This window comes from Bryocella sp., from assembly GCF_058498515.1.
On the sequence record NZ_JBMHYI010000062.1, the window covers coordinates 1 to 12181 of the forward strand.

The 12181-nt window shown below is 60.6% G+C and carries 10 protein-coding genes and 1 pseudogene; 5 read left to right on the forward strand and 6 right to left on the reverse strand.

Annotated elements, in window-relative coordinates; all coding sequences use genetic code 11:
• From AC5E6W_RS17920 to AC5E6W_RS17935, 4 genes are all read right to left on the reverse strand, one after another.
• Positions 1–255 (reverse strand): tyrosine-type recombinase/integrase (locus tag AC5E6W_RS17920; RefSeq protein ID WP_491753699.1); only part of this gene is annotated, 255 nt, incomplete at its 3' end.
• A complete protein-coding gene (locus tag AC5E6W_RS17925; protein WP_491753700.1) occupies positions 255–1292 on the reverse strand; it encodes a ParB/RepB/Spo0J family partition protein in 1038 nt (345 codons plus the stop codon). The genes AC5E6W_RS17925 and AC5E6W_RS17920, both read right to left, overlap by 1 nt.
• A gap of 126 nt (positions 1293–1418) precedes the next feature.
• Positions 1419–3080 carry an FAD-dependent oxidoreductase gene (locus tag AC5E6W_RS17930; RefSeq protein ID WP_491753701.1) on the reverse strand — a complete coding sequence of 554 codons (1662 nt, stop codon included), beginning with the start codon at positions 3078–3080 and terminating at the stop codon, positions 1419–1421.
• A 56-nt stretch (positions 3081–3136) separates the two neighbouring features.
• On the reverse strand, positions 3137–3958 hold the full coding sequence (locus AC5E6W_RS17935) for an alpha/beta fold hydrolase (protein WP_491753702.1): 822 nt from the start codon (positions 3956–3958) through the stop codon (positions 3137–3139).
• Between the two features lie 356 nt (positions 3959–4314).
• Here AC5E6W_RS17935 and AC5E6W_RS17940 point away from each other — a divergent pair, with 356 nt between their 5' ends.
• Both AC5E6W_RS17940 and AC5E6W_RS17945 read left to right on the forward strand, forming a co-directional pair.
• Positions 4315–4944, forward strand: a complete 630-nt coding sequence (locus AC5E6W_RS17940) for a response regulator transcription factor (protein ID WP_491753703.1) — start codon at positions 4315–4317, stop codon at positions 4942–4944.
• A 100-nt stretch (positions 4945–5044) separates the two neighbouring features.
• Entirely contained in the window at positions 5045–8080 is a 3036-nt protein-coding gene (locus tag AC5E6W_RS17945; RefSeq protein WP_491753704.1) for a sensor histidine kinase, read from the forward strand.
• A 42-nt stretch (positions 8081–8122) separates the two neighbouring features.
• Here AC5E6W_RS17945 and AC5E6W_RS17950 read toward each other — a convergent pair whose 3' ends face one another.
• Both AC5E6W_RS17950 and AC5E6W_RS17955 read right to left on the reverse strand, forming a co-directional pair.
• Entirely contained in the window at positions 8123–8332 is a 210-nt protein-coding gene (locus AC5E6W_RS17950; protein WP_491753705.1) for a hypothetical protein, read from the reverse strand.
• A 176-nt stretch (positions 8333–8508) separates the two neighbouring features.
• Positions 8509–9126 (reverse strand): response regulator, encoded by a 618-nt coding sequence (locus tag AC5E6W_RS17955; protein ID WP_491753706.1) that lies wholly within the window; start codon positions 9124–9126, stop codon positions 8509–8511.
• 475 nt (positions 9127–9601) lie between these two features.
• Here AC5E6W_RS17955 and AC5E6W_RS17960 point away from each other — a divergent pair.
• The 3 genes and pseudogenes from AC5E6W_RS17960 to AC5E6W_RS17970 all read left to right on the forward strand — a co-directional run bounded on the left by AC5E6W_RS17960 (position 9602) and on the right by AC5E6W_RS17970 (position 11940).
• Positions 9602–10422, forward strand: a pseudogene (locus AC5E6W_RS17960) (alpha/beta fold hydrolase).
• A gap of 11 nt (positions 10423–10433) precedes the next feature.
• Positions 10434–11453, forward strand: coding sequence for an alpha/beta hydrolase (locus AC5E6W_RS17965; RefSeq protein ID WP_491753707.1), 1020 nt, complete (start codon positions 10434–10436; stop codon positions 11451–11453).
• A 34-nt stretch (positions 11454–11487) separates the two neighbouring features.
• Positions 11488–11940, forward strand: coding sequence for a VOC family protein (locus AC5E6W_RS17970; RefSeq protein WP_491753708.1), 453 nt, complete (start codon positions 11488–11490; stop codon positions 11938–11940).
• The last annotated feature ends 241 nt before the right edge of the window (positions 11941–12181 follow it).

The following is a 12181-nucleotide window of genomic DNA, read 5'->3' on the forward strand; positions in this document are numbered from 1 at the left end:
ACGAATCCTGAGCATCCGACGGGAGGGGTCGATATCGTCGCTCTGCAGGCTACAAAGCTCCTCACGGCGCAGACCAGCGTCATAGGCAAAGGCCAGCATGGTCCTGTTGCGAATCGACTCATGGCGTGCCGACTTGAGAATCAAATGCCAGTCCTCTTCGTTCGGGATCCAAGGCAGCTTGTGATGCCGTGCGACCATCGCGCGACCGCTGCCGTTCTGGGCCGCTGGGTTGGCCGGACGTACTCCTTCTTCCATCAGGTACGCATGGACAAACGGACTACGGTTAGCTGGAGCTGGATCGTCGCGTTCGACATCCCGGCTGGGAGACTGGCAACATACAGCCCTATATCGCCGCGTGTCGCAACGACGGCGCAAACGTGGTGCGCTATCAAGAATCCAAGATAGCGTTCCAGTCCCCGCGAATATGCGTCAAGGGTGTTGGCCGCCAATCCACGATGAGACTGGAGCATGAGCCATGAGCAGGCATGAAGGTCGGCGGCCACCAACGGACACCGATCCCAACGGATAGGATGAACAGCAAACTCAAATGACAAAGGAACCTCCTGGTGGAGGTCCAAGGAGAACAGACCGAGTAGCCCCGTCGCCTCACGCGGGGCGCGCGGCAGTGGCGACCAGCGGAAAATACTTGCGGTTGCCCTGATTCCACATAACTTACATCGGTCGCCCTGTCTTCCGAGGTCATCGCCGAACAGCAGCTTGTTGTGTCCTGTCCGCTTCGGGCAGTCAGCACAACTGCCTGCGGCGGGAACAAGCTGCGCGTCGCGCTTGTTGAACGGCGCATCTTTCAGGACTAACAGGATGTTGCTGTCAATCCAGAATTGCAGGTTGCGGACGGGTAGCAGGATACGGGCGGGCTTCGATCCTCCGTTGTATACCTCTTTGAAGCACGCTTGAAGTGCGGGTTCCTGCTGGTCGGCGGGCAGCTTCGCCAATAGCAGCGCATGGCCGACGCCTATTGCATCGGCATAGAACGCCTCGACTGCTGCCGGTACAAGGTCGCTCAATTTCACCCTCGAAGCCACGAAGACAGGCGATTTGCCCACCTTCGCTGCGATCTGCTCGATGCTGTACTTCGGCTCTTCCAAGTCCAGCAAAGCGCGGAATCCCTGCGCCTCTTCCATCGGGTGGATTTCGGACCTGACAAGATCCGGATGAGGCAGCAGCGTGTGACTGCGCACGGTCTGTGGCTGGAACGACAAGACGGCTCTCTGAGCCGCAGAAGTGCCGCACACGAAAAATCCGACTAACGCGATTGAGAACGTCCGGCTCATGCCGGATTCATTATGTACCGCGATGTTGCCCGACCGCTATTCCGTTCATAAGTGTCGGGCACCAGATGTTGGTGGCGGGTAAAGAAGAGTACCAGCGTTCGCCTTGCGAGTTCGCCGAGACCCATGTCAGTTTGCGGGTGCTCGGGTAGCAGAGAGGTAGTTATGTATGTCGGAGACGACGACGGAACCTTCGCCGACTGCGGAGGCGACCCTCTTCACCGAGTTCGACCTCACATCGCCGACGGCGTAGACACCCTTCTGATTGGTTGCGAAGGGACCGTCGACGCCGGCTTCTGTCCCTGTAACGATGAATCCTTTGGCGTCGACGGCGAGGTCTTTGCATAGCCACGCGGTCCTGGGGCTGGCGCCGATCATGACGAAGACGTTGGAGATTGCGCGATCGACTGCGACGCCGGTCGTGCGGCAGCGCCATGACACGCGGTTGAGCTGATCGTCTCCCTCCAAGCTGACGATGTCGCAGTTCAAGCAGATGGAGACTGCCGGAGATTTCGCGATGCGTTGCACGAGGTAATAGGACATCGTGGCTTCCACGCTCGCGCCGCGCACGATCAGGTGTACATGGGAGGCGTACTGCGAGAGGAAGATCGCAGCCTGCCCGGCGGAGTTGCCGGCTCCGACGACGACGACCTCCTGACCGCGGCACAGGGCGGCTTCCATCGCCGTGGCTGCGTAGTGGATGCCGGAGTATTCGAAGCGTTCGTAGTTTGGAACGTCGAGCCTGCGATATCGCGCCCCTGTAGCGATGACTACGGTGCGCGTTTGTACGGGATCGCCGCCATCGAGATGCAACGTATAGCCCTCACCACTTTGAGTCATGCGGGTAACGTCGCGAGAGATGGTGAACTCCGCGCCGAACTTGCGGGCCTGGGTCATCGAGCGCTCCGAGAGCTCCTGCCCTGAGACGCCTGTGGGAAAGCCAAGGTAGTTTTCGATGCGGGAGCTTGTGCCCGCCTGGCCGCCGGGAACGTTGCCCTCGATGACGACTGTCGCGAGGCCTTCAGAGGCCGCATACACCGCGGCTGCGAGGCCTGCAGGGCCGGCACCTACGATCGCGACGTCGTAGAGCTTCGATCCGTCGCGGAGATCGCCGATGCAGAGCTCATCCGCGAGTACGGCGTTGGATGGATTGCGAAGGATGCGCTGGTCGGGCAGGATAGCGACGGGCAACTGGTCCGGATCGAGATCAAAGCATTGGAGCAACGTCTCTGCATCGATATCGATGTCAGCGTCGAGCGTGCGAAAAGGATGGCCGACGCGTGTGAGGAAGCGTTCGAGCCGTAACGCGTCCGCGCTATGTCCCCTGCAGATGAGCAGGACGCCGCCTGCGGCGTAGCGAAGGATATCGAGCCGACGCCCCATGCAGGCTTGCAGGATGAGGTTCGCGATCTCGGTTTCGGTATGCAAGATCTGCTTGAGACCGCCGCGTGGAATGCGCAGCAATGTGGCGTCGACCGCCGCGCGGCAGTTGAGCAGTGTCTGACGGCTGTCGAGGAGATCGAGCTCGCCGGTGAACTGGCCTTTCGAGAGCACGGCGATGATGTGCTCGAGTCCCGAGCTATCGGTCTCGAGGATGTGCAGTGTCCCGTGCAACACGATGAACATATCGACATCCCGATCGCCGCGCGAGAAGAGGACCGTGCCGGCGGAGATGCGTTGCTCGATTCCCGATGTTTGGAGCCGTGCGATCTGGGTTTCGCTGAAGCCGGGGAAAGACGTGTGTACGGGCCGAGCCGTTGGGGGCAGGATGCGTGTTGCGATGGCGCTCATGATGTTGTCCTCGAAACGGGAGCGGCGGCCCACTGGATGGCGAGCCGCCGCGCTGGTTAGTTGCGGAGGAACGAGAGGATGTCCTGGTTGATGACATCGGCGTGGATGATGGGCATGCCATGCGGGAAGCCGGGATAGACCTTGAGCTTGGAGTTCTTCACCAGCTTGTGCGTGAGGGCTCCGGCGTCAGGGAAGGGAACGATCTGGTCGTCATCGCCGTGGAGGACCAGAGTCGGGACGTCGATGCCCTTCAGGTCCTCACGGAAGTCGGTCTCCGAGAAAGCTTTGATGCAGTCGTACGATCCCTTGATGCCGCTGGCCATGCCCTGCAGCCAGAAGTTGTTGCGCACGCCTTCGGAGATTTCCGCACCAGGCCGGTTGTAGCCAAAGAACGGCACGGAGAGGTCCTTGTAATACTGCGAGCGGTCCTTCACCACGCCGTCGCGGATCGCGTTGAGCGCTTCGATTGGAGTGCCGATGGGATTGCTCTCCGACTTGACCATGATGGGCGGCACGGCGCTGATGAGTACCGCGGCGGCGACACGTTTCGAGCCGTGACGTGCGAGGTAGCGCACGACCTCTCCACCGCCTGTGGAATGGCCGACGAGTACGGCGTCCTTCACGTCCAGTGCATCGAGCAGCTCGGCGAGGTCGTCGGCATAGGTGTTCATCTCGTTGCCGTCCCAGGTCTGCTGCGAGCGGCCGTGGCTGCGGCGGTCGTGAGCGATGACCCGGAAGCCGTTGTCGCCGAAAAACAGCATCTGCGCATCCCACGCATCGGCGTCCAGCGGCCAGCCATGGCTGAAGACGATGGGTTGCCCGGCGCCCCAGTCCTTGTAGTAGATCTCCGTTCCGTCCTTCACCTTGAGTGTGCTCATTGGATCGCCTCGTTTCGTCGGTTGGAGTTGCATGTGGTTGAAAGTCCCAGTGGGGCTTCGATCATGGAAGCGAGTCATGTGGAGGGAAGAGGTCTCTGCTTGATGACCTGTTCCCTGCTGACGAGACTCATCCTCAATCGAATCGCGCTCGTGGGTAACCTCACGACGGGTCTCCGCGAACCTACTCATTCGGGTGCCGCCCGTGCTCTCTACGCTTTCGAGGTCTCAGCCCATCAAGGAGGAACGGTGTCGTCCCCCCTTTTGGGGGGGCGCGAAGCCTGCGGAGACTGTTAGGGTGAGTGCAATCAGGAACACAGCGGGCCCGCAATGCAGTTCCAATTCCATGAGGGGGATTTATGACGGACAGAATCAGAGTGCTTTGCGTGGACGATCACTCCGTCATGCGGGATGGCATTGCTTTCGCGCTGCGGACACAGAGCGACATGCAACTCGTTGGCGAGGCCACGAACGGGAAGGATGCTGTTCGTCTCTTCCACGAGCTTCGGCCGGATGTCACGCTGATGGATCTGCAGATGCCGGGGATGAACGGCATCGAGGCGATGAGGGAGATCCGAGCGGACAACCCGAAGGCGCGCGTCGTTGTGCTGACGACGTATTCCGGCGACATGCAGGCTCATCGCGCGTTGAGCGCAGGCGCTGCCGGCTATCTGCTGAAGCATACTTTGCGCAACGAATTGCTCGGGACGATTCGCAGGGTGAGCGGCGGAGTCCGCTGCATTCCTGCGCAGGTTGCCGCGACGGTGGTGGAGCGGCTTGGCGAAGACCTGCTCTCGGGGAGGGAGATCGAGGTGCTGCAGCTGGTGTCGGAAGGGAACAGCAACCTTGCGATTGCTGATGCGCTCGATGTGTCCGTCGATACGGTGAAGGGACACATGAAGAGCATCCTGCTGAAGCTCAGCGCCAATGACCGCACACATGCCGTGACGATTGCGACGGCGCGAGGCTACCTGGATCCGAATGAGTAACGCGATGGACCGGCGCGTGGCGAGAGATTCGCGAAGGCACGGGCGACGCGGGACCTTGCCGAGTGGGCTTCTCCTGGCGATCGCGTTGGTGTGTCCCTCCTTGCTGTCGACGGCGCAGAGTGCTCTGCCTCAGTTCCATCACACCTCGTGGAGCGCTGAAGAAGGCATCGGAGCGATCTACGATATCCGCCAGTCGACGGATGGATTTCTCTGGCTGCAGACATCCACCGGAGTCTTTCGCTTCGATGGTGTGCGCTTTGAAACGGCGGCGGATGTTACGCGCGACGATGCGCAGAGCACTAAGCTTGACGCTGTGCTGCCCTCGGTCTTCGGAGGCGAGTGGTTCACGACGAGGTCGTCCGGGCTGGTGCTGTGGAAGGAAGGCAGGTTCATTCGGTTTCCGGAGAGCCACTGTACGGGCCGAATCGTAGAGGCGCCGGACGGTTCGCTGTGGGTCGCGAGCCGGTCAGGGCTCTTCCATGTGGAGAACTCGCAGTGCAAGGCCATCGGGCGCGAGGCGGGATATCCGGGCGGTGAGCCGGCCGGGCTCATGGTGGATCGCGAAGGCACGGTATGGGTGAAGACCTGGGCGGGGCAGATGCTGTATCTGGCAGCAGGTCAGTCCACCTTCGTCGAGAGCCGCTTCGGCGCGGGGATCACGCGGTACTTTGCGTTCCTGCACGAAGCTCCGGACGGATCCATCTGGCTCTCCGACGACTATGGGCTGCGGCAGATTCGCGGCGCTCCGGGATCGCCTACGCTCTTCCGCGAGCTGGGAGTGGCGCATCACAAGGGCGAGCGGCTGGGCGACTTCGACTTCGCGGCGGATGGCTCCCTCTGGATCGTGACCGACCTGGGCCTGCGCTGGGCGCCACGACCCGAGCAGTGGCATACATCGCAGGAGATGGAGCAGACCCCGGGGAGAAACTTCACGTCCGTGGATGGACTGAGTTCCAACACCGTATGGACGGTGCTCGTGGACCGCGAGGGCAATGCATGGGTAGGCACCGACGCTGGGCTCGAACAGATCCGGCGGGTTGCATTCCACACCGCTGCGTTGACCGCGACGCAGGAGCATGAGTTTGCCATAGCGGCGGGCGAAGATGGGTCTGTGTGGACTGGAAGCCTCAGCCTTCCGCTTACCCACCTGCAGGCCAATGGTAGCGTCGAGACCTTCCGCGTCATCAACCAGGTGACAAGCCTGAAGCGAGATCGCGATGGAACGATATGGGCTGCAGGGCAGGAGGACTTCCGGCTCGGACGGTCGACGGGTGGGCCGTTCCTCCCTGTCCACTATCCGCGAGAGCAGCAGCAGCCGGTGATCTCGCTTGCGGTCGATAGAAACCGCGGTGTGTGGATCTCCTTGCGGCAACTTGGCGTGTATCACCTTATCGGCGATACGTGGACCAATGAGGACGATCGCATTGGCAAGGAGCCCACAAACCTCGGCGCGATGACCGACGATGATGAAGGCAACGTCTGGTTCGCGTTCGGCAATCATCTTGTGCGGTGGGATGGAACGAGCTTTGTCCGCTATGATGCCCTCGAGCCTGAGGGCAACATTGCTGTGTCCACCCTTAGCGCGCATGGGAATCACGTCTGGCTGGGCGGCACTGGCGGTGTTGAGCTCTTCGTCGACGGGCATTTTCACGCGCTGCATTGTGTCGACAAACGCCTTCCCGGAAGGGTGTCGGGTGTCGTCGAAACGCAGTCGGGTGACCTCTGGGTGAATGGGCCTTCGGGGATCACGCATGTCGAAGCAGGGCAGCTGGCAACGTGGATGAGGAATCCAGGCTATGCGGTCGAGGCAAGCCGACTCAACCAGCTGGATGGGCTCCCTGGTCTTGCCGGCGAGGAGCTTCCGGCCCCATCGGTCATCCAGGCGCCTAATGGGCTGCTCTGGTTTGCGACGACGAAGGGGATTGCGTGGCTGAACCCCATGACGATGGAGAGCTTCCGCAATCATCTTCCTCCGCCGGTGACGATCTCGTCGGTATCGGCTAACGAGAGGAGCTTCACAAACCTCAACGCTCTTCGTCTGCAGCCTCACACCCGCAACGTGGAGATTGACTATACCGCGCTGAGTCTCGCGGTCCCGCAGCGGGTGCATTTTCGCTATCGCCTGGATGAAGTGGATGAGGCTTGGCAGGATGCGGGAACGCGCCGCCAGGCGTATTACAGCGATCTTCCCCCGGGCCGCTATCACTTCCACGTAGTGGCCGCGAACAATGACGGTGTGTGGAACGACACGGGCGCGACGCTCTTCTTCTCCGTTGCTCCTGCGTTCTACCAGACGTGGTGGTTCCGAACCCTTGTCGGGCTATTACTGGCTGGACTCGTCTGGCTGCTCGTTCGTCTCCGCATCCGGCTGGCGCTGCGCGAGCTGCAGGGGCGCTTGAGTGAACGCCTCGAGGAACGGGAACGCATCGCGCGAGAGCTGCACGACACGCTGTTGCAGGGGCTCTTCGGATTAATGCTGCGGCTGCAGTTCTCCATGGATCAACTGGAGGAAGAGAGCCCGGTGCGTGCCGATATCACGCATGCCTTGAACCAGTCTGACGCGATGATGCAGGAGGGCCGCGAGCGTATCCGGCTGCTTCGGACAAGTCATACGGAAGGTGCATCGCTCGCGGAGGCGCTCGAGCTGTTCGGGCACGAGCTGCAGTCTATCTCTCCCGTGCAGTTTCAGGTGGAGATAGAGGGCTCGCCGCGCCCGCTGGAGTCGTACATGCACGAGGAGATTGTGCTGATCGGTCGCGAGGCGCTGACCAATGCGTTCCGCCACTCCGGTGCGACCATCATCGGCGTCGAAATTGCGTATCGCCTTCGGGCGCTGCATCTGCGTGTGCATGATAACGGGTGCGGAGTCGAGAAGTCCGTGCTTGCAGCGGGACGCAGGGACAACCATTGGGGCCTGCCGAGCATGCGCGAGCGGGCCCGCAAGATTCACGCTTCGATCAGTATCGAGCTGCGCCATCGTGACGGCACGCAGGTAGAGCTTCGGGTGCCTGCTGCGGTGGTGTACCAGCACAGCGGCTCGTTGCGCCATAGGCTGGTCGCTACGATCTTCCGGCTACGCAAAGGCAGGCTCGGCCCAACGGACGCAGCTGGAACCACAAGAGACATTCGACCCTGATGCCGTTGCTGTCACGGTATGCAGACCCGAACCGGTTGACGATCAAGAACTCTTGCCGTTCTCGACGAAGGAAGCTGTCGAGGCCCTTCGGCAGCTCGCCAAGGGCAACGCGCGTGCCAGAGTTAGCAGAATCGTCGCCGCGATGAGGCCGGTGAGGCCCAGGACGCCGACCCACCCCAGGCCCAGGACAGCGCCGGCGGTGAGAACTCCAAGGGTGTTGAGTACTCCTGAGACCGCTTGCAGACCGCGCATAGCACCTCCTTCACCTGAGCAGAAGTATGGAAGGAGTGGAGCGATAGCGCAGTCCACGGAGGAGTGGTCGCGCGATACCTCATTCGAGGAGATTGAAGTGTTGCGCCGCTGCGACCGAGAGGAGATTTTGTGGGAGGATTCGGCGTGGCGTCAGCCGGAGGAGCGATCGGCTTCGACTACTCGTCAAGGAAGCCGCGGCGTGTGGCGATCATCACGGCGTGCGTGCGGTCGTTGGCCTGCAGCTTTGCGAGGACTGTCTTCATGTGACCTTTGACGGTGTCTTCCGAGATGTTCAGGTGGTTGGCGACGACCTTGTTGGAGCAACCGGCGGCTACGTGCTTCAATACATCGATCTCTCGCGGCGAGAGCGCGTCGGCCTGGAAGTGCTCGGAGATCTCGTTGGAGATTTGTGCGGGGATGCGGCGTTGGCCGGCGTGAACGGCGCGGATGGTGTTGATCAACTCTGCACGAATCATCGCCTTCAAGACATAGCCCACAGCCCCGACCTTCAGCGATCGGAGCGCTCGCACATCGCCAGAATAGGTGGTGAGCATGACGATGCGGGCATCTGGAAACTCGTCACGGATGACCTTGGTGGCCTCGATACCATTCATCTCAGGCATGCGCAGATCCATCAGCGTGACGTCGGGGTGATAGCGGCGGAACGCCTCTACCGCTTCGAGTCCATTGGCAGCTTCGGCAACCAGCTGCATGTCCGATTGGCTCTGAATGGCGAAGGTGATGCCGTCGCGCACCAGCGGGTGGTCGTCCACGCAGAGAATCCGAATCGGCATGGAAGCGCTCATGGACCTCCGATCGGACGAGCTACCCTGCGCGTCGTGAGACGAAACCCTGGTGTGTCCGCTGCCCGTATCTGTCGTCGGTACGTGCATTGAAGATAACGTAGCACTGCCGTAGCCTGTGCCCATCCCCCCGAAAGGGTGGATTTCGGGACGCCACCGGGCAGGATCTTGCAGGTCCCTCTGAAGCGCAGCTGCACGCGAGCCTGAGTCTAGGTTCGAAACGTCGACGTGAACGGACTGCAGTTGGGTGGTGGAACGGTCCGGCGAGGCCCTGTAGGCGCCAAATAGCCCAGGTTCTCGATCAGCTCTCTACTTCCGATGAGCCCCTATATATAGGTATCTGCCTGTGTTTCACTATCAGATCGCCTCAAATGGCATCTCCTTGCACGTCACCGAGATTGGGGATGGGCCGGTCGTGCTCTTCTGTCACGGGTTTCCAGACACCTCGTACACGTGGCGACGGCAGATGAAGGCAGTTGCATCTGCAGGCTATCGAGCCATCGCTCCGGATATGCGGGGATATGGCGCAGTTCAGCACCATCAGATCCAGCTTTATACACGCCGCTGCATACCGCCGGTGATCTGGTCGGACTCCTTGATGCACTGAATCGTCCCAATGCAGTGATTGTCGGTCACGACTGGGGCGCAACCCATGCCTGGAATGCCGCCATGATGCGTCCCGACCGATTCAAGGCGGTGTTCTGCCTAGCGGTGCCCTATTTTCCGCGTGGTGACGTCAGCGTCTTCGAGCGGATGCGAGCCACTGGACATGAGAACGACTTCTACATGTTCGAACAGATAAAACCGGAAGCCGATCAGGTTTGGGCGGACGCTGCCGTGACGCTGCCCGGCATTTTGTATTGGGCATCGGGTTCTGCCCCTGCCGACCAACGATGGAACCCGTTGGATCCTGCACGGAGCCTGCATCGCGCTGCTTCCGGGCCATTGCCTTCATGGGTGGAACCCCAATACTTGACTCACAACATCGCGGAATTCCAACGCACCGGCTTTCACGGGGCATTGAACTACTATCGCGCCGCTGAACTCTATTTCGATCTCTCCGCTGCCTGGAAAGGCGCGAAGATCACCCAACCGTCGTTTTACATTTCGGGAAAGGCAGACGGCCTGGCTGCGCTTTATCCTCCTGCGGAAAAGCTTCGCGCTGGCCTTCCAGGCCTCGTCGGGAATCTGGAACTCGACAACATAGGTCACTGGATACAACACGAGGCCTCCGCCGAAGTCAGCGGACAACTCGTGAAGTTCTTGCGCAGCGTAAGCCCCGTGTAGAGGAACTCAAGATGGCAACATCCGTCACACTCACTGAGGCCACATTCAGTTCGCCACGTCACACCACGCACTTCTGGGAGGCTGGCCCTCCCGATGGCCCGTTGATGATCTTCCTACACGGGTGGCCTGAGATTAGCTTGGTGTGGCGCGCGCAGATCGAGGCCTTCGCGTTTGACGAATGGCATTGCGTTGCGCCGGACATGCGCGGCTACGGCGGTTCGTCTGTACCGACCGCATCGGAAGCGTACGCTCTGGAAGAAATCGTCGAAGACATGGTCGAACTGCATGACCATCTTGGCGCAAGCCCGGCCATCTGGATTGGGCACGACCTGGGAAGCCCCGTTGTCGGGGCGCTGGCCGCGCATCACCAGAAGCGAAGCCGGGGCGTCGTCTTCGTTTCTGTTCCCTATATGCCGAATGGCTTCGCGCTGCCCAGTCTTCTGCCGTCCATCGACCGTAAGCTTTATCCCGTCGATCAGTACCCGGACGGACAATGGGACTACTACCGCTTCTACCTGACCCACTTCGAACAGACGGTCGCCGATTTCGATGCAGATATCCGCGCAAGCCTCGCGGCGATCTTCCGAAGTGGAAGTCCCGAATCGGCAGGTAAGATGTACCGCTCGGCCATCACCACGCGCAACGGCGGTTGGTTTGGTTCGGAGCACCACGCCCCGGCGGTAGAGCCTGATCCTGCACTTTGGCCTCCGTCTGACTTTGAGACCCTCGTTGATTCGTTCCGCGTGAGCGGATTCCGACCCGGCAATTCCTGGTATCTGAATGATGCCGCCAACGTCGTATACGCTCACGCGGCGCCGGATGGAGGGGTACTGCGCCAGCCTGTGCTGTTTATCAATGGTGAGTTCGACGGGCTCTGCGATATCACCCACAATCGCTCCGGCGAAGCCATGAGCACCGCGTGCCGGGACCTTACCATAGCGAGCTTGCCTTCTGGTCACTGGCTGCCCCTCGAACGCAAGGCTGAAGTGACCGAAGCTGTGCGGTCCTGGCTCACTACGAAGGCACTCTAGTTCGCAATCGCAAAGGCAACACTCAAGGAGAATTATGTCCGATCTCACCACACCTCATCTCCCTAATCCGCTCGCGTCGCTCAAGATCAACCACACCGCCATCCGAGTGCCGGACTTTGATACGGCGGTGGCTTGGTACGCCGACAAACTGAATTTTCGATTGAAGCAATCGGTGTCCGTAGCTGGGCTTAGTTTCGGCTTTCTCTACCCTGCCGGTGACGATAGCTTTCATTTTGAGTTGATGGCCGGGCAAGGCGCAGCAGAACGCCCCGCCTACAATAACCTGCACGACAGCTACAACATGTCTGGTTGGCACCACCCGGGCTTCCGTGTCGACAGCGTCGACGCTGTCATCGACGAACTGAAGCACCGTGACGTGACGATCGCCAGCGAGCCACACGACGTACCTGCCATGGGCCTCCGCGTAGCCTTCTTCGCAGATCCTTGGGACAATCTCTTCGAGGTCATCCAGCCCATATCCCAATGAGAGACGGACAGGCGATTACCTCCGCTGTTGATCCAGACACCAAGGCTTGGTGATTCTCAAGCAAACATGGTCCTCGTAAGTTGGCTTCTGTTTATCAACTCCGGCCTCAATTGGCGATATCAGTGAGATAACCGGCCAATCGGCTGAACCACGCGATCGGGTCTGGCGGTAAGAGGCATTATTCTCTTTCAGTTGGGTTTTCCTTCAGGAGGAGGCGCTTCTCTGCTGGCTGAGGTCTTGT